The sequence below is a fragment of the Actinoplanes sp. NPDC000266 genome (assembly GCF_042899005.1).
Lineage (GTDB): Bacteria > Actinomycetota > Actinomycetes > Mycobacteriales > Micromonosporaceae > Actinoplanes.
This window is the reverse complement of record NZ_JBIAZI010000003.1, coordinates 40,578-65,470: the sequence shown is the minus strand read 5'-3', so window position 1 is coordinate 65,470 and position 24,893 is coordinate 40,578. Positions and strand designations below refer to the sequence as shown.

Annotated in this window: 28 protein-coding genes; 16 read left to right on the top strand and 12 right to left on the bottom strand. The window is 72.6% G+C overall.

The window, feature by feature from the left end; all coding sequences use genetic code 11:
• Window positions 1-73 precede the first annotated feature (73 nt).
• From ACFY36_RS11825 to ACFY36_RS11815, 3 genes are read right to left on the bottom strand one after another with little or no spacing between them, the layout of a single operon-like run.
• Entirely contained in the window at window positions 74-553 is a 480-nt protein-coding gene (locus tag ACFY36_RS11825; protein WP_499745924.1) for a hypothetical protein, read from the bottom strand.
• Complete coding sequence (locus tag ACFY36_RS11820) at window positions 550-2,358, bottom strand: dynamin family protein (RefSeq protein WP_499745923.1); 1,809 nt, start codon at window positions 2,356-2,358, stop codon at window positions 550-552. The genes ACFY36_RS11825 and ACFY36_RS11820 overlap by 4 nt, the downstream gene beginning before the upstream one ends.
• Window positions 2,355-3,731, bottom strand: coding sequence for a dynamin family protein (locus ACFY36_RS11815; protein ID WP_499745922.1), 1,377 nt, complete (start codon window positions 3,729-3,731; stop codon window positions 2,355-2,357). The genes ACFY36_RS11820 and ACFY36_RS11815 overlap by 4 nt, the downstream gene beginning before the upstream one ends.
• A gap of 311 nt (window positions 3,732-4,042) precedes the next feature.
• On the opposite strand from ACFY36_RS11815, the gene ACFY36_RS11810 reads away from it, so the two are divergent.
• The 5 genes from ACFY36_RS11810 to ACFY36_RS11790 all read left to right on the top strand — a co-directional run bounded on the left by ACFY36_RS11810 (window position 4,043) and on the right by ACFY36_RS11790 (window position 10,180).
• Window positions 4,043-7,402 (top strand): LuxR C-terminal-related transcriptional regulator, encoded by a 3,360-nt coding sequence (locus tag ACFY36_RS11810; RefSeq protein ID WP_499746795.1) that lies wholly within the window; start codon window positions 4,043-4,045, stop codon window positions 7,400-7,402.
• Window positions 7,399-7,947, top strand: a complete 549-nt coding sequence (locus ACFY36_RS11805; protein ID WP_499745921.1) for a LuxR family transcriptional regulator — start codon at window positions 7,399-7,401, stop codon at window positions 7,945-7,947. Before ACFY36_RS11810 ends, ACFY36_RS11805 begins: the two co-directional genes overlap by 4 nt.
• Window positions 7,947-8,753: an HAD family hydrolase gene (locus ACFY36_RS11800; RefSeq protein WP_499745920.1), complete on the top strand. Its 807-nt coding sequence runs from the start codon at window positions 7,947-7,949 to the stop codon at window positions 8,751-8,753. The genes ACFY36_RS11805 and ACFY36_RS11800 overlap by 1 nt, the downstream gene beginning before the upstream one ends.
• The gene (locus ACFY36_RS11795) at window positions 8,750-9,355 is read left to right on the top strand and encodes a histidine phosphatase family protein (RefSeq protein ID WP_499745919.1); all 606 of its coding nucleotides are present in this window, start codon (window positions 8,750-8,752) and stop codon (window positions 9,353-9,355) included. Before ACFY36_RS11800 ends, ACFY36_RS11795 begins: the two co-directional genes overlap by 4 nt.
• A 153-nt stretch (window positions 9,356-9,508) precedes the next feature.
• Window positions 9,509-10,180: a nucleotidyltransferase domain-containing protein gene (locus ACFY36_RS11790; protein ID WP_499745918.1), complete on the top strand. Its 672-nt coding sequence runs from the start codon at window positions 9,509-9,511 to the stop codon at window positions 10,178-10,180.
• Here ACFY36_RS11790 and ACFY36_RS11785 read toward each other — a convergent pair.
• Together ACFY36_RS11785 and ACFY36_RS11780 are read right to left on the bottom strand one after the other, a co-directional pair.
• A complete protein-coding gene (locus ACFY36_RS11785; protein WP_499745917.1) occupies window positions 10,166-11,023 on the bottom strand; it encodes a phosphotransferase in 858 nt (285 codons plus the stop codon). The two genes, ACFY36_RS11790 and ACFY36_RS11785, sit on opposite strands and share 15 nt — an antisense overlap.
• A gap of 71 nt (window positions 11,024-11,094) precedes the next feature.
• Entirely contained in the window at window positions 11,095-11,715 is a 621-nt protein-coding gene (locus ACFY36_RS11780) for a shikimate kinase (protein ID WP_499745916.1), read from the bottom strand.
• 70 nt (window positions 11,716-11,785) lie between these two features.
• Here ACFY36_RS11780 and ACFY36_RS11775 point away from each other — a divergent pair, with 70 nt between their 5' ends.
• Together ACFY36_RS11775 and ACFY36_RS11770 are read left to right on the top strand one after the other, a co-directional pair.
• Window positions 11,786-12,166 (top strand): VOC family protein, encoded by a 381-nt coding sequence (locus ACFY36_RS11775; protein ID WP_499745915.1) that lies wholly within the window; start codon window positions 11,786-11,788, stop codon window positions 12,164-12,166.
• 158 nt (window positions 12,167-12,324) lie between these two features.
• Window positions 12,325-13,167, top strand: coding sequence for a lysophospholipid acyltransferase family protein (locus ACFY36_RS11770; protein WP_499745914.1), 843 nt, complete (start codon window positions 12,325-12,327; stop codon window positions 13,165-13,167).
• 301 nt (window positions 13,168-13,468) lie between these two features.
• Here the strand turns inward: ACFY36_RS11770 and ACFY36_RS11765 are convergent, their stop codons facing one another.
• Both ACFY36_RS11765 and ACFY36_RS11760 read right to left on the bottom strand, forming a co-directional pair.
• Window positions 13,469-14,140, bottom strand: coding sequence for a hypothetical protein (locus ACFY36_RS11765; protein ID WP_499745913.1), 672 nt, complete (start codon window positions 14,138-14,140; stop codon window positions 13,469-13,471).
• Between the two features lie 41 nt (window positions 14,141-14,181).
• Window positions 14,182-14,892 (bottom strand): VOC family protein, encoded by a 711-nt coding sequence (locus tag ACFY36_RS11760; RefSeq protein WP_499745912.1) that lies wholly within the window; start codon window positions 14,890-14,892, stop codon window positions 14,182-14,184.
• A gap of 60 nt (window positions 14,893-14,952) precedes the next feature.
• On the opposite strand from ACFY36_RS11760, the gene ACFY36_RS11755 reads away from it, so the two are divergent.
• The 5 genes from ACFY36_RS11755 (at window position 14,953) to ACFY36_RS11735 (ending at window position 18,974) form a co-directional block, all read left to right on the top strand.
• Window positions 14,953-15,423 carry a GNAT family N-acetyltransferase gene (locus tag ACFY36_RS11755; protein ID WP_499745911.1) on the top strand — a complete coding sequence of 157 codons (471 nt, stop codon included), beginning with the start codon at window positions 14,953-14,955 and terminating at the stop codon, window positions 15,421-15,423.
• On the top strand, window positions 15,420-16,010 hold the full coding sequence (locus ACFY36_RS11750) for a class I SAM-dependent methyltransferase (protein ID WP_499745910.1): 591 nt from the start codon (window positions 15,420-15,422) through the stop codon (window positions 16,008-16,010). Before ACFY36_RS11755 ends, ACFY36_RS11750 begins: the two co-directional genes overlap by 4 nt.
• Entirely contained in the window at window positions 16,010-16,735 is a 726-nt protein-coding gene (locus ACFY36_RS11745; RefSeq protein ID WP_499745909.1) for a class I SAM-dependent methyltransferase, read from the top strand. Before ACFY36_RS11750 ends, ACFY36_RS11745 begins: the two co-directional genes overlap by 1 nt.
• A gap of 20 nt (window positions 16,736-16,755) precedes the next feature.
• Window positions 16,756-17,253, top strand: coding sequence for a GNAT family N-acetyltransferase (locus tag ACFY36_RS11740; protein ID WP_499745908.1), 498 nt, complete (start codon window positions 16,756-16,758; stop codon window positions 17,251-17,253).
• Window positions 17,254-18,017: 764 nt separating this feature from the next.
• The gene (locus tag ACFY36_RS11735; protein ID WP_499745907.1) at window positions 18,018-18,974 is read left to right on the top strand and encodes a tyrosine-type recombinase/integrase; all 957 of its coding nucleotides are present in this window, start codon (window positions 18,018-18,020) and stop codon (window positions 18,972-18,974) included.
• Window positions 18,975-18,978: 4 nt separating this feature from the next.
• On the opposite strand, the gene ACFY36_RS11730 is transcribed toward ACFY36_RS11735, so the two are convergent.
• Window positions 18,979-19,401, bottom strand: a complete 423-nt coding sequence (locus tag ACFY36_RS11730) for an organic hydroperoxide resistance protein (RefSeq protein WP_499745906.1) — start codon at window positions 19,399-19,401, stop codon at window positions 18,979-18,981.
• Window positions 19,398-19,832, bottom strand: a complete 435-nt coding sequence (locus tag ACFY36_RS11725) for a MarR family winged helix-turn-helix transcriptional regulator (RefSeq protein WP_499745905.1) — start codon at window positions 19,830-19,832, stop codon at window positions 19,398-19,400. Before ACFY36_RS11725 ends, ACFY36_RS11730 begins: the two co-directional genes overlap by 4 nt.
• Before the next feature lie 72 nt (window positions 19,833-19,904).
• On the opposite strand from ACFY36_RS11725, the gene ACFY36_RS11720 reads away from it, so the two are divergent.
• Window positions 19,905-20,417, top strand: coding sequence for a GNAT family N-acetyltransferase (locus ACFY36_RS11720; protein ID WP_499745904.1), 513 nt, complete (start codon window positions 19,905-19,907; stop codon window positions 20,415-20,417).
• Here the strand turns inward: ACFY36_RS11720 and ACFY36_RS11715 are convergent.
• Window positions 20,385-21,161 (bottom strand): endonuclease/exonuclease/phosphatase family protein, encoded by a 777-nt coding sequence (locus tag ACFY36_RS11715; protein WP_499745903.1) that lies wholly within the window; start codon window positions 21,159-21,161, stop codon window positions 20,385-20,387. The two genes, ACFY36_RS11720 and ACFY36_RS11715, sit on opposite strands and share 33 nt — an antisense overlap.
• Before the next feature lie 130 nt (window positions 21,162-21,291).
• On the opposite strand from ACFY36_RS11715, the gene ACFY36_RS11710 reads away from it, so the two are divergent.
• Window positions 21,292-21,756, top strand: a complete 465-nt coding sequence (locus ACFY36_RS11710) for a heme-degrading domain-containing protein (protein ID WP_499745902.1) — start codon at window positions 21,292-21,294, stop codon at window positions 21,754-21,756.
• 48 nt (window positions 21,757-21,804) lie between these two features.
• On the top strand, window positions 21,805-22,779 hold the full coding sequence (locus ACFY36_RS11705) for an NAD-dependent epimerase/dehydratase family protein (protein ID WP_499745901.1): 975 nt from the start codon (window positions 21,805-21,807) through the stop codon (window positions 22,777-22,779).
• On the opposite strand, the gene ACFY36_RS11700 is transcribed toward ACFY36_RS11705, so the two are convergent.
• Window positions 22,762-23,715, bottom strand: a complete 954-nt coding sequence (locus ACFY36_RS11700; RefSeq protein WP_499745900.1) for a threonine ammonia-lyase — start codon at window positions 23,713-23,715, stop codon at window positions 22,762-22,764. The two genes, ACFY36_RS11705 and ACFY36_RS11700, sit on opposite strands and share 18 nt — an antisense overlap.
• An 18-nt stretch (window positions 23,716-23,733) precedes the next feature.
• On the opposite strand from ACFY36_RS11700, the gene ACFY36_RS11695 reads away from it, so the two are divergent.
• Window positions 23,734-24,342 (top strand): nucleoside/nucleotide kinase family protein, encoded by a 609-nt coding sequence (locus ACFY36_RS11695; protein WP_499745899.1) that lies wholly within the window; start codon window positions 23,734-23,736, stop codon window positions 24,340-24,342.
• On the opposite strand, the gene ACFY36_RS11690 is transcribed toward ACFY36_RS11695, so the two are convergent.
• The gene (locus ACFY36_RS11690; RefSeq protein ID WP_499745898.1) at window positions 24,339-24,737 is read right to left on the bottom strand and encodes a RidA family protein; all 399 of its coding nucleotides are present in this window, start codon (window positions 24,735-24,737) and stop codon (window positions 24,339-24,341) included. The two genes, ACFY36_RS11695 and ACFY36_RS11690, sit on opposite strands and share 4 nt — an antisense overlap.
• Between the last annotated feature and the right edge of the window lie 156 nt (window positions 24,738-24,893).

The following is a 24,893-nucleotide window of genomic DNA, read 5'->3' as shown; positions in this document are numbered from 1 at the left end:
GGTTGGTCTCAAGCTCCCGGAAGTTGATCGGTGGCGGGCAAACTATCGCATCCGCGGGCACCGAACGGGAGCCTCAGTTTTCCCGCCACCACCGGGCCAGCGTCGAGGTGGCCGGGTCCTCCGACTCGGACAGGGCCGCCCACGGGTCCACACCGGGCGGCAACTCCTCGCCCGCGTAATCCGCGAGCTCTTGCGGCTGTACGGGGTCCACGGGCGTCACGAGCGCGTCGGCGGGCACCACCCCGAGGCTGCCGGTGTCGATCCACGGGAACCCGTCGACCGGTTCGGGCAGCTCACCGACGTCCACCTGCGGCGGGAACACGTCCACCGGGTCGTCGGCGGGCAGCGGCAGCTCCTCGTGGACCGGCTCGTCGGCGGTGTCGGCGTGCCCGGCGTGCTCGTCGAAGACCGGCGTCTCGTACGGGTCGTGCTGCTCCTCGTAGCCGAACAGGTGGTCGTCGAACGGTGGCGGCTCCGGATGCTCCGGCAGCTGGTGGTCGTCGAAGACGCCGAAGTCGTCCTCGTGGCCGCCGAAGTCGTGATGGTCCGTCATCGGTCCTCCTCGTCGTGCGGGACGGGCGTCAGCGCCCGGGCCCGCGCCAGCACGGCGTCGGCGGCCCGCAGCCGCGCGCGTACGGTGTCGAGCTCCTGCTGGGCGGCGGCCCGCCGCTTGGCGCGCCCGGCCGCGTCCTCGGCGGCCGCCGCGTCGATCTCGGCGATGTGCGCGTCCAGGTCGCGCAGCCTTTTCTCCACGGCGTCGTCCACGGCCACCGACAGCGCGTACTGCAGGTCGGTGAACCGGTTGGCGATCTCGTCGGCCAGCGCCGCCCGGGCCTCGCCGAGCACGTCACGCAGCCAGATCCGGGCCTGCTGGCGGTCCTGCTGCACCCGGCGGCGGTAGAGCACGTAGCCGCCGGCGGCCAGGCCCAGGCCGATCCCGGCGACCGGCACGAGCAGCCCGCCGGCGGCGAAGACGGACACGCCGAGGATGGCGCCGCGCCCGGCCATGAACGCGATCCCGCCGGCCGACAACGCGATGAGCAGGTTGTCGGCCGAGCCGTCGCGGGGCGGGGCCGCGTCCATCGCGTGCCGCAGCGACGCGTTGAGCCGGCCCAGCATGGCCGAACGTTCGGCCTCGTCGAACACCGAGGCCAGGACCCGGTCGCCGACCTGCGCGAAGGTTTCCTCCAGGCGCTGCGACATCTGCACGGCCAGCGCCTGCAACTCGGCGTCGAGGGCCTCGGGCAGCTGGGCCAGGGCCTCACCGCGGCCGGTGTCGACGCGGGCCGAGAAGTCCTGCTGCATCGCGGCGACGCGGGTGCGCAGATGCCCGACGGTCTCGACCCGGGCCCGCTGCGTCTCGGTGGACAGCAGCAGCGTCCACTGCCGCGACTCGGTGCGTTTGCGGGCGGCCAGCGCGGCCCGCTCGGCCCGGACCTGCGCCACCCGCACCGGGTCGGCGTCGGCGGCCTGCACCCGCTCAGTGGCCGCCTGCTCCAGGCGTACCAGATCGGCCCTGGAAGCTCGAAGGACGTTGGCCATCTGCAGCTGGTGCCCGCGCCCGGCCAGTTCGACCAGGGCGTGCTGCAACTCGGCGATCTTCGACGCGTCCACGAGGGCGGCCTGTTCCGCCGGCGCCGCTTGCACGGCCAGCTCGGCCAGCATCGACGACACCGGGAACCAGGGCGCGCCGGCGAAACGGGGCGCGTGCGCGCGCAGCAGGGCCTGGTTGTCCTCGGCGATGCGCCGCCACCCGCCGAACGCGTCGATCTTGGTGAGGGCGAACACGACCGCGTCGACCCGTTCGCTGGCCGCCACCAGGAAGTCCAGCTCGGGCCGCGACAGCGGCGCGGACGCGTCGGCGACGAACATCAGCGCGGTGGCCCGTTCCACGGCGGCCAGGGCGACGGTGGCGTGCGCCGGGTCGAGCCCGCCGACGCCGGGCGTGTCGAGCAGGCTCACATAGCGCAGCAGCGGCGCCGGATGCGCCACCTCGATGCGCCGGGCCCGCTGGGCGCCGGTCGCCCACTCGGCCAGGTCGCCGATCGCGATCGGCTCGGCCGCGCCGGGCAGCCACGCCCGGGCCGCGAACTCGCCCGGCACGAACTGCAGGTAGGTGGCGGTGGCCACGGCCGCGTCGACCGGCGACAGGCCCGGCACCCCGAGCAGGGCGTTGATCAGCGAGCTCTTGCCGCGCTTGGTCTCACCGACGACCACCACCTGCGGGCGGGTCACCCGGACGCGGCCCAGCTCGGCCAGCTCGGCGCCGGCGTCGGGGTCATTGCTTCTGACGTACGCCAGGGTGTCGCGCACGGCCGTGTCGAGCGCACCGGCCAGGTCACCGCCGGGCCGGCTCACGAGCGCACCTGCTGGGCGAGCAGATGAAAGCCGCGATGCGCGACCTGCGCGACCCGCGACTGGGCCGGTCCGGCGCCGGCCACCGCGTAGACCCGCCACCGGTTGGCGGCGGCCACCGCCGCCGCGGCCAGCTCGTCCGGGCCGGCCTCGGGCAGCCGCAGGATCCAGCGGGGGTCCTCCGAGGTGGCCAGCCGGGTCAGCTCCTGCTCCCACTCCACCGGCAGGCTCACCGCGCCGGTGGCCACCCGCTGGGCGGCGTCGAGCAGCCGCAGCCGGTGATAGGCGGGATCGCGCAGCAGAGCTTCGACGGCGTCGCGCAGGACCTCCCGGTCGTGCGGGTCGCGGCAGTGCCCGGCCAGCCGCTCGAGCCGGGCCAGGGCCCAGCCGGCCTTGATCGCGTCGGAGCGCCACCGGAACGTCTGCTCCAGGGTGTGCCGCAGCCGCGGGAACCCGGACGCGGCGACCAGCCGCCGCACCAGCTCACCGGTCGACAGCCGCGGCTCGGCGGCCAGCTGGGCCAGGGCGAAGCCGATGCCGTACAGGTCGAGCAGGCCGAGCAGCCGCTCCCGCTGATCGGCCGGAACCGGTGCCGGCCGCGTACGGAAAAGGTCGGCCGAAGCCAGCAGCAACCGCAAGTCGCCCTCACCCAGCGCGGCCAGACGCTGCAGCGCGTCGCGGTCGGCCCCGGTCAGCCGGCCCGCCTCACCCGTCTCGGCCAGCAGACCCACGACCGGGACGACATCGGAGACCGTACGGGCCAGCAGCTGCGCCTGCCGCGCGGCGAGGGGCTCGGCCACCGGCCACGGGTCACCGGACCCGCCGGCCAGCGTGTCGGCCTTGCCGAACACGCCGAGCGCGTTGATCGGGCTCGACGCCAGCCGGGCCGAAGCGTCCCGAAAGGCTTCCAGCGCCTGTACGTCGTCGGCCCGCACCGCCTGGGTGAACACGTACACGACAGCCTCGGCCGCGGCGACCTCGGACGCCGAGTCGGCGTCGATGTCGGCGTCGAACGGGGCCGTGCCGACCGCCTCGGCCGCCCGGTCGCTGACCACGGTGTCGGTCGAGGCCAGCCCCGGCGTGTCGACCACGGTCAGATCACGCAGCTTCTCACTGGTCAGGGTGACATCGACATACGCGACCCGGGCCAGCGGCACCCCGAGCCGCTGCGGGATCATGCCGTCGTCGTCCAGCGGCAGGCTGCGCCGCAGCCCGTCACGGCACACCACATCGACCCGGTCGGCCGGCCCGTAACGGAACCGGGTGACCACCCGGGTGCACTCGCCGACCGCCGTCGGGGCCACCCGGCGCCCGATCAACGCGTTGACGAGTGTCGACTTTCCGGCTTTCAGACGGCCGGCGATGGCAACACGCAACGGCTCACCGAGACGATCGTGGATCTGTCTGACCTGGTTACCGGCCTCCGGGCCGACACGACCGACCAGTTGATCACACAGCGTCGCTAGGCTGGCGCTCAGCGGGCCGCTCACCGCGACTCGTCAGCCGGGCACACTGTCGGTGAGAATGTGCAGACCACGGCCGTCCTCTCCATCTCGTGCGGGGGCGGGCTCCCGCCGCGGGCACCAGCCTACGGAAGGCGGGAGGACACGGGATCCCGTGTTCGTGCCAGGCACGCCGAGCAGGGGAAGGAGATCAGGTGGCGGAAGCGCTGCACCCGGCCGCCGCCATGCTGCACCGCCCCGGTCTCGTCGTGCTGACCGGCCCACCCGGCTGCGGCCGCACCACGCTGCTGCGCCGGCTCAGCGCCGCCGTGCCCGGCCCCGCCCACGAGGGCGGCGGGCTGGCCATGCTGCAGACGGTGCCGGCCCTGGCCCTGTCGAGAGCGGTAAGAGCCAAACTCCCGGCGTACGACGTCCACCTGCTCGCGGAAGCGGTGCGCTCCCGCGTCCGGGGTGGCCTGCTGGTCATCGACGACCTGCACTACGCCGACCCGGCCACGCTGGCCGCCCTGCCCCTGCTGGCGGCCCACTGCCGGGTCCTGGCCGCGGTGCGCACCCCGCACCGGCTGCCCGCCGCCACCGAGACGGCGCTGCGCGCGGCGGCCACGGCGTGGATCCCGGTCCCGCCGCTGACCGCGGCCGAGGCCCTCGACTTGGCGCGGCGCAGCGCACCCCAGCTCGACCCGGCCGCCTTGGCCGAGGTCACCGGCCGGGCGGGCGGCAATCCGCTGGCCGTGACCGCCCTGGCCCGCCACGCCGCGACGCGCCCGGCCACCGCTTCCCGCTCCGCCACCGCTTCCCGCTCCGCCGCCGCCCCGCCTGGCGCCTTCCCGTCCGGCGCCTTTGGCTCCGGCGCCGATCCCGCCGGCGCCGGCGGTTCCCGCCCGGCCGGGACCGGCGGCCACGACATCGACCAGGTGGCGTACGCGATCGCGACCGCCCTGGCCGACCTGCCCCGCCCCGCCCGCACGGCCCTGGCCGCGCTGGGCCTGCTCGGCCGCCCCGCCCCCGCCGCCCTGCTCGGCACCGGCGCCGCCGACCTGCACGCGGCCGGCCTGATCACCGCCGCCCCGGACGGTGCCCTGCTGCCCGTCTCGACGTACGTGGCGGAAACCGCCGCCGGCCTGCTCGACGCGGCCGCCCGCGTCGACCTGCACACCCGCCTGGCCGAACTGACCCCACCCGCCGAGGCCGCCCGCCACCTGGCCGCCGCCGGCGACCTGCCCGGCGCCCACCGCCAGGCGCTGACCGCCGCCGACCGGAGCACCGGCGGCGACCGGGCCGCCCTGCTGCTGTTCGCCTGCGAGCTCGACACCCCCATAGACCCCCGGGTCCGCCTGGCCGCCGCCGACGCCCTGCTGTCCGTGGGCCGCCCCGCCGCCGCGGCCCGAGTCCTGACCACGGCGGGGAAACAGGCCTACAGGACCACCCCCGCGGCGGCCGGCCGCGACAGCCTCCACACCGCACAGCCCAGCGCTGACCCCTTCGATTTCCCCCACCCATCGGCCAGCCACTCCGGCGCCGACCTCGACTTCCCCCACCCGCCCACCGGGCATGCCGGGGCCGACCTCGACGTTCCTTACCCGCCGGGCGACCATGCCCCGGCGGACCCTGAATTTCCTCGTCCATCGGCCGGCCACGCCACGGCGGATCCCGGCCTTTCTCGCCCACCGGCCGCCAGCTCCGGGGCCGGCCTCGACCTCGCGGGCTCCGCCGCCGATGACCCGGAACCGCTTCGATCGCCTGACGCGCCGTCCAGGGCCGCCCGATCCCACCTGGACGCCGACGCGGGGCGCGCGCTCGAGCTGGAAACCGACGTGCTGCGCGGCGAGGCCCTGCTGCAAGCCGGAAACCCGCAAGCCGCCCACGCCGCCGTCCGGGCCGTGCCCGACGCCGCCGTCCCGCCGGTGGTGGCCGGCCGCGACCGTGTCCTGCTGCTGGCCGAACTGGCCACCGACCCGGCCGCCGCCCGCGACCTGGCCGACAAGGTCGCCGCACGGCATCCGCACCCGCCGGCCGGGGTGGCCGCCGCCCTGGCCGCGGTACGGGCCCACTTCCGCCTGCCCGGCTGGGACACCGCCCTGGCCGAGACCGCCGCGCCCGGGGGAGACCCGCTGATCACCCGCTGGTCCGCGTGGCTGCTGGTGGAACAGCTGGCCGCCGACGGCCGCCTGACCGACTCGGCCTCGGTGGCCCTGCGAGCGGCCCGCGACAGCGCCGCCGACCTGGCCTACGGCTGGCAGACCCGCTTCGCCGCGGCCGCCGACTGGGCCTTGGCCCTGCACGGCTTCACCACAAACCCCGGCGCCGGCCCACCGGACCCAGCCTTCACGCCAGCCGACCCAGCCGCCCCTAATCCGGCCGGAAGGGTCACAGGCCTGGCGGCGGCCACTCGAAATTCCACCGGAATCGCCGCAAACCGCGCCGATGCAGCCCCGGCCATGAGTCAAGCGGCCGCCTCCGCGGAATCTGCTGAAGCGGCGGCCACTCCCGTCGGCGGCTCTGCGCCCTCCGGACCTCCGCAGGGCTTGGGCCACATGCGGCCCGGCGGTATCTATGGTTCCGCGTCCAAACCGGCCGCCCCTTCACCCGACGACGCCGCTCATCCGGGCGCGCCTTCCTCCACCGCCGCCGAGGGCATGCCTGCCGCACCCGCTCCCGCCGGCGAGGTCCTCGGCGCGGCCGCGGCGCAGTCCGGTGCCGGCGTACCGGCAGCGAAAGCACCCGAACCCGCCGATGAGGTGATCGCTGAGCTGTGGGACGGCACGGACGGGGTGCTGCGCCGCGCGGGCAACCTCACCGACCGTGCCCTGCCCGATGAGGCGCGCGGCTACGCCACCGCGGCGACCGCTCTGATCGAGGCCGACACCGGGCTGCTGGCCGCCGCCCGGGCTCACCTCGACGGCGGGCCCGCACATCCGGCCACCTCCTGGGTGGCTCAGGAGACGGCCTGGCTCGACGGGCAGCCCGACCGGGCCGTGACGCCGGGTGGGGACGACGAGCGCGGGCTGCTGGCCGGTCTGCACGCCATCACGGCTCAGTGGGCCGCCCACGATCTCGGCACGGACAGCGCGCCGGTTGTTCCGGGCGGGCTTCCGGCGGCGGCCCGGCGTACGCTGACCGCCTGGGCGACCGGGACCGGGTTCACCGCCGCGGCCGAGGGGTGGCGGCCCATCGCGCTGCGGGAGCGGATCCGGTGCCTGCTGGCGGCCGGGCTGACCGACACCGATCAGGCCCGGGCCGTGCAGGCCCTGCTCGACGCGGAACGGCTCGCCGACGCGGCGGGGCTGACCGTGCTGGCCGGGCGGGCCCGCCGGGGGCTGCGCCGGCACCGCGTGCACCGTGACACCCGCAGCAAACGTTCCGGTGATCAGCTGACCCGCCGGGAGACCGACGTGCTGCGGCTGGTGGCGGCGGGGGAGCCGACCCGCCGTATCGCCGGGCAGTTGGGCATTTCCGCCGAGACCGTCGACACGCACATCCGCGCCGGTATGCGCAAGCTCGGCGCCCGCACCCGTACCGAAGCCGCCGCTCTGGCTTTCGCCAACCCCGTATGTCCCGACACGTCTGACAAGGATGGCCGGTGACCAGACAGACCGACGCCCCTCGCCACGTCGTCGCCACCCCCGGCGACGCCGACACCGTGCTGCGCCGGCTCACCCGTGACGGCTGGGTGGCCCGTGACGGCTTCGCCCTTCCCGACCCCGGATGGGATGTGACCAGCACCCGCCTGGTCCTGCACGGCCGCATCGGTGACGCCGACACGTTGCAGCTGGCCGTGCTGGCCGCCGCCCGCGGCGCCGGCATCGTGGCCGTCTGCGACGCCGAGTCCCCGCTGGGCCGGGCCCTGGTCGACGACCTGTCCCGGCTCGGCCCCGTCCAGCACGGTGTCGCCGACCCGGTCCCGTCCGGCGGCAGCAGCGTCACCGACCTGGTACCCGAACAGCGGGCCCTGCTCGACCGCCTGGCCGCCGGCGACACCATCGCCGCCGCCGCGGCGGCCGAGTTCCTGTCCCTGCGCACCGCCAACCGCCGCATCGCCGAGGCCCGGGCCCTGTTCGGCGTCCGCACCACCCGCGAGGCCGTGCTCGCCTACCTGCGCCAGCGCGGCAGCGCCCCACCCCACCGTTGATGCGCGCGATAGTCTTCGACTTCTTCGGCACGCTGACCGACCCGTCCGCCGAGACCACCCGCCGCACGGCGTTCGCCGCGACTGCCGCCGCCCTGGGCGTGCCGGCCGCCGCTTTCTGGACCGCCATGTCCACGTCGTTCACCGAACGGGCCACCGGCGCACACGGCGACACCCGGGCCACCTTGCGCGAGATGGCCCGCCGCTGCGGCGCCACCCCCACAGAGGATCAACTTCAAGCGGCCGTACGTCTCCAGCACACCGGCGCCGAACAAGCACGCCGCCCTCGCCCCGGCGCCCTGTCCCTGCTGGACGATCTCCGCAGAGCCGGTTTCCGCCTGGCCGTCCTCAGCGACTGCGGCAGCGAACTGGTCGAAGCCTGGCCCCGCACCCGTTTCGCCGCCCGCCTGGACGCCGCCGTCTTCTCCTGGCAGGAGCATCACCGCAAACCCGACCCCCGCCTGTACGCCACGGCCGCCGCCCGCCTGGGCGTTCCCGCCGAGCAGTGCTGGTTCGTAGGCGACGGCGGAAGCCAGGAACACCGTGGCGCCCACCTCGCCGGCATGCGCCCGGTCCTGGTCACCAACGCCGCCCACCCTCAAGCCGCCGCCCTCCGCGACAACCCCGACACGTGGCGCCCACCGCACGAGATCGACGACCTCACCGCGTTGCCCGCCCTCGTCATGCCCTCGCACCCCGCAGCGCTCCCGGCCGCAGTCACGCCGCCGGGCCCGCGCGCCGACCAAGTCCGGCCCTTCCCCGCGCCGGAGCGACTCGCTCCACCCGAGCGCGCGGCCGACACCCGATGATCTTCGTGCGGCACGCCATGCCCGCCCTCGACCCGGCGGTGCCACCCACCGCCTGGCACCTCGGCGACGAAGGCCGCGCCGCCGCCCGCCGACTGCACCTGCCCCCGGACGCCTACCTCGTGGCCAGCGACGAGCCCAAGGCCGTCGAGACCCTCCGGTACGCCGCCCCCGGCGCCCCCGTGCACCAGGACCCCGGCTTCGCCGAAGTCCACCGCCCCGCCGTATGGCAGCCGGACCACCACACCCTGGCCCGCGCCTACGTCACCGGCTCGATACCAGCGACCGCCCTTGTTCACACCCCCGCACCCGACAGCTCGAACCCAGCGTCCGACCACCCGCGGGCACCCGCCGGCCGTCCCGGCGCCCGCGTGCCCGACGGCTGGGAGCCGCCGGCCGAGGTGGTCGCCCGGTTCGGGGCCGCCGTCGAACGCCACCGAACCCGCGCCGCCGGCCGCCCCCTGGTCGTGGCCACCCACGGCATGGCCCTGACCTGCTGGCTCACCGCCCACGCCCTGATCGCCGCCGAGCCGGCCCGCTTCTGGGAGAACCTGCGCTTCCCCGACGTCATCGAGATCAGATCCACGGGTCGGGAACGGCCGTAGCGGGCCGCATCTGTACGTTCAATTCCGATTCACTCCGCCCCCGCGATCGGGTGACGTCCTTCGGGGTCTGGCCTGCGGGGACGGCCTCGGTGGTGATCACCCGGCGGGATTAAGGGACAGCCGCGGGGTGGTGCCGGCGGTGATACTGCGGCCATGACTCAGGTGCTTGCCGGGTTGATGGATGAGGTGCGTGACGATCCCGGGGTGGCGGGGCTGGTGCTGACCGGCTCGCACGCGCGGGGCATGGCGACGGCGCGGTCGGACGTGGACGCGTACGTGATCACGGGTGGGCCCGCGCGGTGGCGGCCCAGCTCGAGCGTGCCGCGGCTGGATCTGGCGGTGTTGTCGGTCGAGGAGCTGGCCGACGTGTCGGATCGGTGGCGGCGATATTCGTATCGTGGGGCGCGGGTGTTGCTGGACCGTCTCGACGGGCGGATCGCCGAGCTGGTGCGCCGGCAGGGGTCGCTGTCGGCGCAGGAGGCCGAGGTGATGGCGCGGGAGCAGCTCGGCGGGTACGTCAGTTTCGTGCGCCGGGCGGTGCGCAACCGCCGCGACGGGCGGGCCGAGGTGGCGCGGCTGGAGGAGATGGAGGCGGCGGCCTGGTGTCTGGGCGCGCTGTTCGCGTTGTTCGGGCGGGTCCGGCCGTACCACCGTTATCTGCGGTGGGAGCTCGACCATCATCCGCTGCCCGATCCGTGGACGGCCGATTTTGTGATCTCGCGGGTGGCGGAGCGGCCGTCGATGCTGGTGGGGCCGTTGGAGGTGCTGGCGCGGGAGCGGGGCTTCGGTGACGTGTTCGACCGGGCGGGTTCAGGGCAGGCCTGACTCGGCGACGTCGAGCCAGTGTTCGACGGTGGCGTCGTCGTGGTGGCGGATGGACCAGTCGACCAGGCGCAGGCTCATGTGGGCCCAGTAGGCGTGCCGGCGGCGTTCGGAGATGGCCTCCAGGCGTTCGTCCAGCAGGCGTACGGCCTCAGGATCCTGGCCGGTCAGCATGAAGCGCAGGGTGACCAGGTCGAAGTGGCGGTCGCCGCGGGTGGCGCCGTCCCAGTCGATGACGCCGGTGAGGCGGCCGCCGACGACCAGGACGTTGCCGGGGTGGAAGTCGAGGTGCACGAGGTCGTCGCCGAGCATGGCCGGGTGGTGCTCGCCGATGGCGCGGACACGCTCGAGCAGGCGCGCGGTGCGGTCGCTGTGCCGTTCGAGAGGTTCGTGCAGGCAGAACCCGGGTCCGTCGCCGGTCAGGTAGAGGTCGGCCGGGCGGGGGGCGGGTTCGGCGGCGAGCAGCCCGGCGAGGCGGTCGTTGACGGCGATCATCTGCCGGACCAGGGCGGCGTCGACCCGCTCGGGCGGGTGGCCGGGCAGGCGCTGCTGGACGATGACGCGGGCCCCGTCGACGTGCGCGGCGAGTTCCTGGCGGGCGGTGGGCACCCCGGCGGCGCGGGCCTTGTCGACCAGGGGCCCGGTGCGGGAGCGGCCCTCGGTGAGCACGGAACGGCGCCCGTCGGGCCAGCGCACGTAGGCGGCGCCGACCTCCCCGCCGGGCGCGGCTCCTTCCAGCTCGAGGCGGACACCGGTGATGTCGGCGATGCGCTCGAGCACGTGGCGGGCGTCGATGCGCGCGGTGCGCGGCCACTCGTGAGTGGTCACCCGGTCGGCACGTCGCACCCCAGCCCCCATGACGGTAAACGCTCTCCCGAGCAATGACCGTAGCGCCGCGGTCAAGCCGGTTTTGTCGCCTACCGGACTCTGTGGATCTTCAAACAGTCGCTGACCTGGCCGAGCAGTTCTTCTTCGGTCATGCCCGGTGTCACGGTGATCGCCGGCAGGTCTTCGCGGGTGACCTCGTCGCGCAGCCGTTCGGTGAACAGCCGGTCGCGTTCGAGCAGGTTGGCCAGGGCCCGTGCCGGGTCGCTGGTGCGCCCCGCGATCTGCCAGGTGGATCCGCGGCTGTCGAAGGCGGCACGGCGGAAGGCAGGGGTCGGCAGGAGCCAGACCGCTTGCGTTCGGGCGGTCAGATGAGGCCGTACGAGATGAGGCAGCAACCGGAAGCCCTCGGCCACGATCCCCGGCTCGGCGGGCAGGCGGCGAAGATCATCGAGGATCTCCCCGAACGCCTCGCCGCGGTACCAGTGGAAGGTCTCGAGCATGACCCGCGGGCTGCGGTCGACCCAGCGCTGGTCCATGGTCATGGCTTTGAAGGCGGTCAGCTGGGGCGCGGTGCTGCGGGCGGCGTGCTCGGTCATGGTGGCGTCGGTGTCGTACAGCCGAAGCCCGTGCCTTTGGCTCAGAGCGCGGGCGATGGTGCTCTTACCGGCGCCGCTGGCACCGCCGATCCAGAAGACGTGAGACAGGGACACCCGGAAAGTGTCGTACCCCCGGACAAGGATGAGCACGTCACCCCACCCGCCAGAGCGACGAGGAGCCGAGATGTTCGACGAGATGTTCCCGATCCTGACGACGCCCGACCTGGCCCGCAGCCTGGTCTTCTACCGTGACCTGCTCGGCGGCGAGGTGACCTACCAGTTCCCGCCCGAGGGCGACCCGGCGTACGTGGGGATGCGGATCGGGCAATCCCACCTGGGCATCGGGCAGCAGGACGAGCCGGGCCAGCTGGCCAACGACCGCGTGACGCTATGGGTGTACACCGGCGACTGCGACACCGGCGTCGACCGGTTACGCGCCGGCGGAGCGCAGGTGCTCCAGGAACCGATGCGGCAGCCGTGGGGCGAGCGCATGGCCACGGTCACCGACCCGGACGGCAACCGCGTGATCATCGCGTCCCGGGCTCCCGGCGACGAACCGGGCTGAGGCCTCACACCTCCGCGCACGGGAACATCACCGGCGGACCCAGCCGGCAGATCGGCCTGCCCGCGCTCACCGGCTGAGGCAGAAGCCCAACCTTCCCCGCGGTGTGATCAACGGCCTATCCCCGGCGTGAGCGGGCCCGTGCGACGATTACCGGCCTGATGGACAGCACACCCCCTCCGCGGACTCCGCTCATGTGGCGGTTCATGCTCCTGCTCGCCCGCCTGGTCGTCTGGCCGCTGTGCCGGCTGCGGGTCAGCGGGACCGTGCCCGCCGAGCTGCGCGGGCGCCCGCTGATCCTGGCCGCCAACCACGTCAGCCCATTCGACCCGATCGTCATGACCGCCGCCTGCCACAAAGCCGGCATCGCCCCGCGCATCATGGCCACCGGCGGCCTGTTCGACGCCCCGATCGCCGGCGCCGCCATGCGCAAGGCCGGCCACATCCGCGTCGACCGCAACACCACCCGCGTCGCCGACGCCCTGCCCGCCGCCACCCAGGCCCTGCGCGACGGCGCCATGGTCCTGCTCTACCCGGAGGGCCGCATCGGCCTCGACCCGTGGATGTGGCCCGAACGCGGCAAGACCGGCGTCGCCCGCATGGCCTTCGCGGCCGAAGCCCCCGTGCTGCCCGTCGCCCAGTGGGGCGCCCACGCCGTCCTGCCCTACACCACCCCCGAACACCTGCTGCGCTCACTGCTACGAGCCATGCGCCACCGCCCGGTCGTCCACGTACGCTTCGGCGACACCCCCGTAGACCTCTCCGGCGTCACCGGCACCGCCGGCGCCCAGGCCATGCAGGCAACCCGCCTCATCATGGACGGCATCCACGACACCCTGGCCGCCCTGCGCCCCACCGAGATGCAGACCCCCCACCACGTCGACACGACCCGCCGCACCGACCCGTCCCGCATCCGCCCGCGCCGCTCCACCGCCCCCGCCCAGCCCAGCGCCGCCCAGCCCGCCGCCGCGAAAGAGAGGGCCGCGAGAGAGCGCCGCGGGTGAGGGCGCTGCCCAGCGCCGCAGCCCAGCGCCGCGAAAGACGCCGCCGCGAAAGAGAGGGCCGCGATCGAGCACCGCGGACTAGGGCGCCGTGGATTAGGGCGCCGGCCAGCCCAGCGCCGCCCAGCCCGCCGCCGCGAAAGACGGCGCCGCGAAAGAGGGGGCCGCGAAAGAGCGCCGCAGACTAGGGCGCCGGTCAACCCAGCGCCGCCACAGCGAGCGCCGAAGAGCTCGCCGCCCGCAACCCGCCGCCCCGCAACCCGCCGCCCCGCAAGCCGGCGCGGCGAAAAGCCGGCGCCGACAATCAGCCCGCCTCTCCTAACTCGGCCAGCCGCGCCTCCACCTCGGCCAACTCGGCCCGCAACCGCTGCGCCTGCGCCTCGGCCTCGGCCCGCTCGGCGGACAGGATCTGCTCCACCGCCTCCTGCACCCCCGGCACGTCGACCAGTGACACCATCCGCAGCGCCTCGGCCGGGCGGATGACGTACGGCTTCGCCAGAGCCTTGGCGCCCTGATTGGCCGCCACCGTCCACTCACCCTCGCCATAGGCCAACGTCACGGTCAGCCCCGGCGCCGGTTTCGCCTTGGCCGGACGAGCCGGGGATTTCTTCGGCGCCGGCGCCGGAGCGGGCGCCGGCTCCTCGACGGCCTTGCGCGGCGCGGGCGGCGCCTTCACCGGCTGATCCAGCACGAAAGCCGGCTTCTCCGGCTCCGGCGCCGGGGGAGGGGGAGCCACCTTCTTGGCCACCGCCCCCCGCGGCGCCACCCGCAGATCGGCGGGGGAGAACGGCAACTCGTCCTTACCGAAGCGCACCACCACGAACTCGTCGGACTCCGCCGGATCACCCAGGCTCACCACCTGGCCGATCTGACCCGCGATCTGCCCCGCCGCCTCGGTGAACTGCACCCGCGGCTTCCGCCCCGCGGACAGCCCCTCACGGATCGCCTGAAGCTCCTCGGTGTTCAACGCCGCCATCTCGGACCCCACCTCTTCGAACGTTTGTCTGAACAGTTCTATCAGGCCCCTCCGACACTTTCCGGCAGCGGGGCACGGCCCGTCACGCAATATTCCCGGCCCACCGGATCGGCCAGCGTCGTCCACTCACCGGCCACCCGCCGCACCACCGACGCGCCCAGACCCACATGCCGCGCCACCTCGGCATCCACGTCGTCACAAGCCAGATCCACATGCATCCCCGCCACACCCGAACCGACCCGCTGCACCAGCAACTTCAACGGCATCCCCGGCCCACGCTCCAGATGCTCGAACTCCGGCCGGTCCGACGGCCGCCGCACCCAGCCCGTCAGCTCACGCCAGAACTCGATCTCCACCTCGAACAACGCCGCCGGCACGTCCACACACAACTGATCCACCAGACTGCGCCGCCCCGCACCCGGCCGCCGCGACTCCCCATCCCACGGCACCAGACAGAACACGACACCGGCGGGGGAGCGCAACACCACCAGATCCCCCTCGTCGAGCACCACCACCGCCCCACGCCCGACCGCCTCGGCCGCCGCCTCCGGCACACCCTCGACATGCAGATCCAGGTGTGTACGCGGGGGAGCACCCGCCAACACCTGCACCCGCAGATACGCGTCCCCGTCCGGCGGCACCAACGTCGCGAACTCACCCGCCGCACCACGCCGCGCCGACAACCGCGACCCCGTCACCGCCTCCCAGAACGGCTCCGCCACCCGCGACGGCGAATCCAGAAACCCCGTCACCCACCGCACCCGCATCACAGCACCCCCACACGCGCGACCGAACCCGGAACAATACGGCCCATGCGCATCCGCCCGGCCACCCCTTCCGACATCCCGGCCATCGCCGACATCGGAGCGAAAACATGGCCACAGACGTACGCCTTCGCCGGCCCCGACTACATCGAACACGGCCTCGCCACCTGGTGGTCCCCGCAAGCCATCACCCGCAGCCTCACCACCACCGACGTCCTCATCGCCGAAACCCCCACCGGCACCGCCGTCGGCACCGGCAACATCGACCTGCGCGGCGACACCGCCATCATCTGGAAGCTCTACGTCCTGCCCGCGGCACAGGGCACCGGCGCCGGCCACGCCCTGATCACCGCCCTCACCGAACGCGCCGCCGGCCGCACCGTCCACCTCGAATACACCGACGGCAACCACCGCGCCGCCCGCTTCTACACCGCGCACGGCTTCACCGAGTTGCGCCGCGAACCCGCCGAACACCCCGGATGGCCCGACACCGTCTGGCTCACCAAGGAGCAGCCATGACCGACGCCGCCGAATTCGACGCCCTCTACAACGCACCCGGCCACCCACCCTGGGAGATCGGCCGCGTCCAGCCGGCACTCACCGGCGTACTCCAATCGGACCTGCCCGGCCCCAAAGCCCTCGACCTCGGCTGCGGCACCGGGGACGTGGCCATCACCCTGGCCCGCCGCGGCTACGACGTCACCGCCGTCGACGTCTCCACCGCCGCCATCGACACCGCCCGCGCCAAAGCCGGCGACCTGCCCATCCACTTCGAGGTCCAGGACGCCACCACCCTGACCCTGCCCGGCACCTACAACACGCTCATCGACTGCGGACTCCTGCACAACCTGCACCGCCGCGGCCACCCCGGCGCCTACCTCACCCGGCTGCCCACCCTCGCCGCCCCCGGCGCCACCCTCATCGTCCTGGCCATCTCCCACGAACAGGACCAGGACTGGGGACTCACCGACGACTACCTGCGAACCGCCTTCCCCGCACCCACCTGGACCGCCACCACCATCGAACACACACAGATCACCGCCGACGACGCCGGCACCCACCTGCTCCTGCCCGCACTCCTACTCCGTACGACGAAAGCCTCTTGATGCCCCTCATCAGTTACAACGCCACCGACGCCCACGCCTTCGCCGAAACCCGCCACCTGCCCGGCAAAGCCCTCGACACCTGGCGCCAAGCCATCACCGGCCACCTGCACCCCCACCCCGGCCAGCACCTGCTCGACCTGGGCTCCGGCACCGGCAGCTGGACCACCGCCTTCCACACCTGGTGGCCCGGCACCCAGATCACCGCCGTCGAACCCTCACCGGCCATGCGCGACCACGCCCTCGTACCCACCCACCCCGGTCACGCCGCCGACATACCCCTACCGGACAACAGCGTCGACGCGGTCTGGCTGTCCACCGTCATCCACCACATCCCCGACCTGCCCGCCGCCGCCCACGAGATCCACCGCGTCCTCAAACCCGGGGGAGTAGTGCTGATCCGCTCGGTCTTCCCCGGCCGCCACCAAGGCATCACCCTGTTCCGCTACTTCCCGGAAGCCGCCACCGTCGTCGACCGCTACCCCAGCCCCACCGACGTCCAGACAGCCTTCACCGGCTTCACCACCACCGCCCTCGAACCCGTCCCACAAGAAACCGCGCCCTCACTCAGCCATGCCGCGGCCACCCTCGTCCGCGAGGCACACACCCCACTGCAACTGATCAGCGACCAGGCGTACGCAGCCGGACTCGCCCACATGCGCGACGACGCACGGGGGAGCGCCGGCCCGGTCATCGACACCCTCGACCTGCTCGTCCTGCGCCGATGACATCACTTCAAGGACGTCATGTGCAGCTGCGCCCCTGGCAACCCTCCGACACCGACTTCATCCTCACCCTGACCAGCGACCCCCACATCCCACTGATCAGCCAAGTCCCCGCAACCCACGACCCGGACGCGGCCCGCGCCTTCATCACGGCCCAGAACACCCGCCACACCGAAGGCCGCGGCTGGGCCTGGGCCGTCGTACCCCACAACCACGACCAGCCCACCGGCTACGTCGGCGCCCTCTGGACCGCCCAGAACGCCGGCCGCGCCTCCATCGGCTACTGGACCGGGGGACAGGCCCGCCGAGCAGGCCTGACAACCGACGCCGTCACCACGGCCGCCACCTGGCTACTGACCAACACTGGCGTCGCCCGCCTGGAGGCCTACATCGAACCGTGGAACACCGCCTCGGCCCGCGTCGCGGAGAAAGCCGGCTTCCACCGCGAAGGCCTCATGAAATCCTTCGCGCCCATCGGAGGCCACCGCAAAGACGCTTACCTGTACGCCCGGACAACGTGAGCTCAAATCGGGCATAAACGTCAGGGGAGTGAACCACCGACGACCGCGATGAACATGTGGCCTGCGCACCACAAACTCGACAGTCGGGAGCCGGCTGGTCGGCGCCACTCGGCATGTTTGAGACCGCGAGTCACCGAAGAGCAGTGTGCGACGACTTCGGACCGCGTGCCAATACCGAAATCGCGCTCAACCGGGCCCGGACCCATCGACGATATCCCAGGTCGATACTCTCCATTATGTTAAGTAGCCTCAAACTCAGGCCCCCTCCACCCGAAGGCGCCGACAAGGTCAGCTCTCGCAGCGCGCTCTCCACAGAGCCTCCGCCGCGCGCGGACACTGGGTCGAACGTACGGATGTGCCGACGTTGGCGCGCTACGGGCGGTGGCGTCCACCGGCATGCAGGGCGTCCAAGACCACGCAGCCGGCCAAGGATTTGATCGCCGCCGCGTTGAACCAGACGCAGCCCCCGCCCTCCCTTGGGGGCCCCCGTCCTGACCCACACATTCTGAATCAAAAGCACGAGATCACGTCGCTGCCCTGTGGACAGCTCCGCTCTGTGGAAAACGCGGCTCAATAACAGATCAGTGCTATGCGCGCGGTACTCCCCGGCGGGCCCTACCCCGTTACACGCGGATGGTGAGCGCCGGGCGGCCGAGAAGATCGACAGCGCATGGTGCGACACGCACCGCGGAAAGCCGCAACGAGCGCTTGCCAGTCCGAAAACGTCTGTCGTCTTTCGGCGTGATTCGTGGATAATATCCCTTATGCAGCAAAGCAATGATATTGCGGTCAAAGAGCTCATAGACGACTTCCTGGCAGCCCGGGCCACGCGGAAGCCCTCCGTGCACACCCTGAAGGCGTACGAGCGGGACCTGGGCTCGATCGTGGGTTTGATCGGCGACGGTGAGGTCACTCTCGGTGACCTCTCCCCTCGTGCGCTGCGGGCTGCCTTTGCCAAGTTCGCCGGTGATCGTGCGCCCGCTTCGGTGGCCCGGGCCTGGTCGTCGTGGAACGCGTTCTTCACGTTTCTGGTGACCGAGCAAGTTGTCGCGGGCAATCCGATGTCGGCCGTGGACAAGCCCCGTCTGGCTGCCCACTCCCCTAAGCCGCTTCGTGGTCAGGACACCCCTGAGCAGCTTCTCGATGCTGTCAGCCGGGCCGACGACCGGCAGCGTGATCCGTGGCCGGAGCGGGATCTTGTCGTGCTGGCTCTGGCTCTGTGTGCGGGGCTGCGGCTTTCCGAGCTTCTCGCGCTGCGGATCGGTTCTGTCATGGGGCGTGACGGTGAGCGCTGGGTCGAGGTGGCCGGTAAGGGCGGGCGGCCGCGGAGTGTCCCCATCGAGCCCGAGCTGGACGCCGTCGTGGACCGGTACGTGGACAGCCGGCGGGCGCGTTTCGGGCGGGCCGACGCGGATGAGCCTTTGCTGGTGGATCGGCGTGGGGTGCCGTTGCAGCGGGGTGGCCTGCAATATCTGGTGCAGTCCTGCTACCGGCGGGCGGGGATCAACGATCGGGTGCCGCGGGGCGCCCAGTTGCATGCTCTGCGGCATACCTTTGCCACGCGGCTGGCCGAGGACGGTGCGAACGCGTCGGAGATCATGCGGTTGCTGGGGCACGCGTCGCTGGCCACGTCGCAGAACTACATCGAGGTGACGGCGGCGCAGCAGCGCGCGGCGGTGCGGGCGAACCGCACCAACCGCGCGCTGCGGGGTCTTGGGTGATGGGTCAGGCGACCGTCAGGGTCACTTCGATGTTGCCGCGGGTGGCGTTGGAGTACGGGCAGACCTGGTGGGCGGCTTCGAGCAGGGCGTGGGCCTGGTCCTCGTCGAAGCCGGGGATCTCGGCTTCGATGGCGACGTTGAGGACGAAGCCGGGGCCGTCGGTCTTGGGGGCGACGCCGACGTCGATGGTGATGGCGGTGTCGGTGAGGGTGACTTTCTGGGCGCGGGCGACGGCTTTGAGGGCGCTGTGGAAGCAGGCGGCGTAGCCGGCGGCGAAGAGTTGTTCGGGGTTGGTGAGGGCGCCGCCGGGGCCGCCCATCTCCTTGGGGACGGCGAGGTCGAAGTCGAGGACGCCGTCGCTGGAGCGGACGTGTCCGTTGCGGCCGTCGCCGGTTGCGGTGGCGGAGGCGGTGTAGATGGCGGTCATGTGGTGCCTTTCGTGGAGGTGCGGATCTTGCCGAGGAGGTGGTGCAGTTGGGTGAATTCGTCGACGGTGAGGTCGACGGCGCAGGCGACCTGGGCCGGCAGGTCGGCGGTGGTGGTTTGCAGGGCGGCGCCCTGGTCGGTGAGGTGGATGATCACCGTGCGTTCGTCCGTGGTGCCGCGCGTACGGCGGACGTGGCCTTGGTTTTCGAGTCTTTTCAGCAGTGGGGAGAGGGTGCCGCTGTCGAGGTCGAGGATGGTGCCGAGGTCGCGGACGGTGGTGGGGCCGCGGTGCCAGAGGACGCGCAGGGCGAGGTATTGGGGGTAGGTCAGGCCGAGGGTGTCGAGCGTGGGCCGGTAGATGGCGGTCATGGCGCGGCTGGCGGTGTAGAGCTGGAAGCACACCATCTGCTCGAGTCCGGTGGGTTCGACCATGACGAGAACGGTAGTGCGCAATTAAGTTGTGCGCAACTAGAAAGGGCGGCCACGCTGTGTGATCATCGGCGCGTGCCGGATATCCGTTTCGTACAGCTCTCCCCCGCCGTGCTGGCCGCTCTGGTCGCCGGTGACCTGGACACCGCCAGCGCCGAGGCGGGGCAGCCGCTGAGCCGCTACCTCGTGGACGAGGCCTGGCTGTGGCGGGTGCGTCTCGACGACATCGCGAAGAATCCCGGGGCCGCGCGGTGGATCGCGCGGGCCGCGGTGGCCGACGGGGTGGTGGTCGGTCACGGTGGTTTCCACGGGCCGCCGGATGAGGACGGGGTGGTCGAGGTGGCGTACTCGGTCGATCCGGAGCATCGGCGCCGTGGTTATGCCAAGGCGATGCTGCGGGCGTTGCTGGAGCGGGCCGCGGCCGAGCCGGGGGTGACGGCGGTGCGGGCGAGCATCCGGCCCGACAACGTGGGGTCGAGGGCGACGATCGCCGGGTTCGGGTTCAAGAAGATCGGTGAGCAGTGGGATCCGGAGGACGGTCTGGAGGACGTCTATCTACGGCCGGTCGAGGTGCACGATCAGCGGTAGGTGGTCGGAGATGCCGGCGCGCGGGGTGTCGACCTGCACGACGCGGCCCAGTGCGGGCAGCCCGCGCGGGTCGGCCAGGATGTGGTCGAGCTGGGCGCGCGGGTTGAACGACGGGAAGGTGGCGGCGCGGGCGAGGGTGCGCCAGCCGGTGACGGCGCGGACGGGGCGGGCCGGCATGTTGAGGTCGCCGAGCAGGACGCGGGGTCCGGGCAGGGGCCGCAGTGCCCGTACGGCGTGACGCAGTTGCCGCAGGTTCCAGCCGGGGACGAAGGACAGGTGGGTGGTGGCGACGGTCAGCGGTCCCTGCGGGGTTTCCAGTACGGCGGCCAGCAGCACCCGGGGTTCGTCCTTGAGCAGCCGCAACCCGTTCTCGGGGTCGTAGAGAGGTGACCGGATCGGCGCCGCGGGCAGCGCGGTGATCTGCCAGCGGGTCACCGGGAAGCGGCTGATAAGGGCGATCCCGTACAGCGGGTGGACGTTGTCGTCGTCGCTGCGCCACGGCTGCCACTGCTCCCCCGGCGTGCCGACCACGGCGGCCGCGAAGCGGTGCACGGTGGCGCCCATGGCCTCGGCGGCGACGGCGGTGAGGTCGAGCAGGCCGCTGCGGGGCTGGGCCTTGTCGACTTCTTGCAGGCCGAGGACGTCGGCGTCGAGTCGCGCGACGGCGTCGGCGACGCGGTCGGCGTGTACCGTCCCGTCGGACAGGGACCGTCCGTGCAGCAGGTTGAAGGTGGCCAGGCGCACGATTACGAACCCTAGCCAACGAGGAGGCCGCCGTGTTCATCAAGATGCTCTGCTGCTCGATGATGATCTTTATCGCACTGGGTTCGTTCGGGATCTGGCTGCAGCGGCGGCGCGGCAGATAATGCTGCGCATGAGTGACGATCTGATCGCCCGGCTGGAGCAACAGGAACGCGACCTGGTGTTCACGCGTTTCGACAACGACGACGCGTGGGAGCTGGGCCGCCTGCTGGTGGAAGTGGCCAAGGAGCGGGAGCTGCCGGTGGTCGCGGACATCCGCCGGGGTACGCAGCAGCTGTTCCACGCGGCGCTGCCGGGCAGTGTCGCCGACAACGACACGTGGATCGACCGGAAGGTGCGGGTGGTCGAGCGGTACGGCGCGTCGTCGTATCTGGTGGGCCGGCGCCTGGCCGCGAAGGGTCAGCAGCTGGACGCGGGCATGGGTGTGGAGCCGGCCCTGTACGCGGCGCACGGCGGGGCGTTCCCGATCCGGATCAGGGATGTGGGTGTGGTCGGTGTGGTGACCGTTTCGGGTCTGCCGCAGGCCGATGATCACGCGCTGGTGACCGAGGTCGTGCGCAGGTTCCTTTCGCTCTGAGCGATGAGGGCTTCCCCTGCCGGGTCCGGGTGGGGAGAGTCGCGGTTCATGAGGGTCTTGGTTCTTGGTGGTACGGGCTTCGCGGGGCGGGCGGTCGCCGAGGAGGCCGCCCGTCGTGGCGACGAGGTGACGTTGTTCAACCGTGGCCGGCGCGGCGGTGCCTCGCTGGTGGGTGCCTCGCTGGTGGGTGATCGTCTCGCGCCGGGCGGTTTGAGCGCCCTGGAGACAGGTGAGTGGGACGCGGTAGTCGATACGTGGTCGGCCGAGGGCGAGGCGGTGCGGCGGACGGCTGAGCTGCTGCGGGGCCGGGCCGGGCATTACACGTACGTCTCGAGCCGGTCGGTCTACCGGTGGCTGGCGCCGGCTCCGCTCAGTGAGGCGGCGCCGCTGGTCGAGGAGACCGAGCAGGGATACGCCGGTGACAAGCTGCGCGGTGAGAAGGGTGCGGCCGCTTTCGGCGGGCCGGTGCTGCTGGCCCGGGCCGGGCTGATCCTGGGGCCGTACGAGGATGTGGGCCGGTTGCCGTGGTGGCTCAACCGGGTCGCCCGGGGCGGTCCGGTGCTGGCGCCGGGGCCGCGGGAGCTGCCGTTGCAGTTGATCGACGTGCGGGATCTGGCCGTGTTCGTGCTGGACGCGGCCGCGCGGGGGCTGGACGGGCCGTTCAACGTGGTCAGCGCGCCCGGGCACACCAGCATGGGTGAGCTGCTGGACACCGCCGTCGAGGCCACCGGCGGGCGGGCCGGGCTGCGCTGGACCGACCCTGAGGTGATCGTGAAGCGGGGTGTGCAGCCGTGGACGCAGCTGCCGATCTGGTTCCCGCCCGGGGCGGAGCACGAGTTCATGAACTCGGCCGACGTGACGAAAGCGCTCAATGCCGGGTTGCGCTGCCGGCCCGTACGGGAAACCGTCTTTGACACTTGGTCCTGGCTGCGGACCCTCGGCCGGCAGGCGCCGCAGCGTGACGACCGGCCCCGGGTGGGCCTGGATCCAGATGTCGAGCGGGAGCTATTGGGCGAGCAGTGAGGCCAGGCGGGCGGCGCCGACGTTGCCGCCGGAGACGATGACCCCGATGCGGGCCGGCGGCGGGTCGAGGCGCCCGGCGAGCAGGGCGGCCAGGCCGCTGGCCCCGCTGGGCTCCATGACCTGCTTGAGGCGGTCGACGGCGAAGCGCAGGGCGTCGCGCAGCTCGTCGTCGCTGACCAGGACGATCCGGTCGACGAGGTCTTTGTTGATGGAGAAGGTGAGCTCGCCCGGGGTCGGCGCGGCCTGCCCGTCGGCGATGGTGCGCGGCACGGGGATGGTGACCCGCTCCCCCGCTTCCAGGGACCGTTTGGTGTCGTCGCCGTCGGCCGGTTCGACGCCGATGACCTCGATGCCGGGGTGCAGGCCCTTGGCGGCCACGGCGCTGCCGGCGATCAGCCCGCCCCCGCCGACCGGCACGACGATCGCGTCGAGCTCGCCCACCTCTTCCAGCAGCTCCAGGGCGGCCGTGCCCTGCCCGGCGATGACGTCCGGGTGCTCGTAGGGCGGGATCAGCGCGAGGCCGCGGTCCTCGGCGAGCTGGTTGCCGATGGCGACCCGGTCCTCGCTGTACCGGTCGTACGTGATGATCTCGGCCCCGTACTCGCGGACCGCGTCGAGCTTCGAGGCCGGGGTGTCGGCCGGCATGATGATCACGGCGGTGGAGCCGAGCTCGCGGGCGGACAGGGCGACGGCCTGCGCGTGGTTGCCCGACGAGTAGGCGGCGATCCCCCGGGCCAGCTGCTGCGGCGACAGCCGGGCGATGGCGTTGTAGGCGCCCCGGAACTTGAACGCGCCGATGCGCTGGAGGTTCTCGGCCTTCAGATAGACCGTGGCGCCGGCCCGCGCGTCCAGCGTCCGCGAGTGGATCACCGGGGTGCGGTGGGCGACCCCGTCGATACGCTTGGCGGCTTCCCTGATGTCCGGCAATGTCACCATGGCGCCGATACTAGTGACATGAACCGCGAGGAGTTGATCGCCGGCCTGGCCCGGGCGGTGGGATCGGTCACGGTCGCGCATCCGGTGCGGGTCGCCGTCGACGGCGCGCCCGCGGCCGGCAAGACCACCCTGGCCGGCGAGCTGGCCGCCGCCCTGCCCGGCGAGGTGATCCGGGCCACGGTCGACGACTTCCTGTTCCCCCGGGCCCGGCGCTACGCGCGCGGTGAGTACTCGGCCGAGGGCTGCTACTACGACACCCACGACTGGGCCGGGTTGCGGCGGGTGCTGCTCGACCCGCTGGGCCCGGGCGGGAACCGGCGCTACCAGCAAGCGGTGTACGACCATGCGACCGACACAGTGCTGTCCCCACCGAAGCGGACCGCCCCGGCCGGCGCGGTGCTGATCGTCGACGGGGTGTTCCTGCTGCGCCCGGAGCTACGCGATCACTGGGAGCTGCGGGTGTTCGTGTCGGCCACGCGGGAGACGACCGTGCGGCGGGCGGTGCTCCGCGAGGGGCGGCCCGACGTCGAGCGGCGCTGGCGCGACCGCTATCTGCCGGCCCAGCGGTTGTACGCCGCGGAGGCCCGCCCGGCCGAGCACGCCGACATCGTCGTGGACAACGGTTAGAGCGCCGCGGTGAGGTCGACCTCGACCAGCTGCCCCCGATAGCCCAGCGACGCCACCCCGAGCAGCGTGCTGGCACTGGTGAACGCCTCGGCCAGCGGAGAAGCGGTGAGCTGCTGCCAGACGGCGGCGAGCACGGCGCTGTCCGGGCTGACCACGTACACGACCGACCGGACCACGTCGGCCGGTTTCGCCCCGGCCGCCTCCAGCACGGCCAGACAGTTGACGATCACCTGAGCCGTCTGCGCCACATAGTCACCCGGCTCACCGACAACGGCCCCACCGAGGTCGAGCGGGCACTGCCCGGCCAGATGCGCCAGCCGCCCGGCTTCGGAGATGGTGACGTGGCTGTAGCCGGCCGGCTCGTGCACATCCGAAGGATTGAACTTCTCGATCATCGGCCCATCATCGGCCACCGGCAGTCAGTCGTCGAACGCAAATCCGGCGGCGGCGGCCAGATCTACGATGTGCCGCAGCCGGGGAGGTCTTCGAGCGCGGCCCAATCGTCGCTGTAGGCGCAGAAGGCCCCGCGCCGCGGACGTCACAAGCAACTC

Excerpts from the sequence above, each read along its gene's own strand:
- ACFY36_RS11825 (WP_499745924.1), bottom strand. The coding sequence starts at position 553 with ATGACGGACCATCACGACTTCGGCGGCCACGAGGACGACTTCGGCGTC.
- ACFY36_RS11810 (WP_499746795.1), top strand. The coding sequence starts at position 4,043 with ATGCTGCACCGCCCCGGTCTCGTCGTGCTGACCGGCCCACCCGGCTGC.
- ACFY36_RS11800 (WP_499745920.1), top strand. The coding sequence starts at position 7,947 with ATGCGCGCGATAGTCTTCGACTTCTTCGGCACGCTGACCGACCCGTCC.
- ACFY36_RS11795 (WP_499745919.1), top strand. The coding sequence starts at position 8,750 with ATGATCTTCGTGCGGCACGCCATGCCCGCCCTCGACCCGGCGGTGCCA.
- ACFY36_RS11790 (WP_499745918.1), top strand. The coding sequence starts at position 9,509 with ATGACTCAGGTGCTTGCCGGGTTGATGGATGAGGTGCGTGACGATCCC.
- ACFY36_RS11775 (WP_499745915.1), top strand. The coding sequence starts at position 11,786 with ATGTTCGACGAGATGTTCCCGATCCTGACGACGCCCGACCTGGCCCGC.
- ACFY36_RS11770 (WP_499745914.1), top strand. The coding sequence starts at position 12,325 with ATGGACAGCACACCCCCTCCGCGGACTCCGCTCATGTGGCGGTTCATG.
- ACFY36_RS11765 (WP_499745913.1), bottom strand. The coding sequence starts at position 14,140 with ATGGCGGCGTTGAACACCGAGGAGCTTCAGGCGATCCGTGAGGGGCTG.
- ACFY36_RS11755 (WP_499745911.1), top strand. The coding sequence starts at position 14,953 with ATGCGCATCCGCCCGGCCACCCCTTCCGACATCCCGGCCATCGCCGAC.
- ACFY36_RS11750 (WP_499745910.1), top strand. The coding sequence starts at position 15,420 with ATGACCGACGCCGCCGAATTCGACGCCCTCTACAACGCACCCGGCCAC.
- ACFY36_RS11745 (WP_499745909.1), top strand. The coding sequence starts at position 16,010 with ATGCCCCTCATCAGTTACAACGCCACCGACGCCCACGCCTTCGCCGAA.
- ACFY36_RS11735 (WP_499745907.1), top strand. The coding sequence starts at position 18,018 with ATGCAGCAAAGCAATGATATTGCGGTCAAAGAGCTCATAGACGACTTC.
- ACFY36_RS11730 (WP_499745906.1), bottom strand. The coding sequence starts at position 19,401 with ATGACCGCCATCTACACCGCCTCCGCCACCGCAACCGGCGACGGCCGC.
- ACFY36_RS11725 (WP_499745905.1), bottom strand. The coding sequence starts at position 19,832 with ATGGTCGAACCCACCGGACTCGAGCAGATGGTGTGCTTCCAGCTCTAC.
- ACFY36_RS11710 (WP_499745902.1), top strand. The coding sequence starts at position 21,292 with ATGAGTGACGATCTGATCGCCCGGCTGGAGCAACAGGAACGCGACCTG.
- ACFY36_RS11705 (WP_499745901.1), top strand. The coding sequence starts at position 21,805 with ATGAGGGTCTTGGTTCTTGGTGGTACGGGCTTCGCGGGGCGGGCGGTC.
- ACFY36_RS11700 (WP_499745900.1), bottom strand. The coding sequence starts at position 23,715 with ATGGTGACATTGCCGGACATCAGGGAAGCCGCCAAGCGTATCGACGGG.
- ACFY36_RS11695 (WP_499745899.1), top strand. The coding sequence starts at position 23,734 with ATGAACCGCGAGGAGTTGATCGCCGGCCTGGCCCGGGCGGTGGGATCG.
- ACFY36_RS11690 (WP_499745898.1), bottom strand. The coding sequence starts at position 24,737 with ATGATCGAGAAGTTCAATCCTTCGGATGTGCACGAGCCGGCCGGCTAC.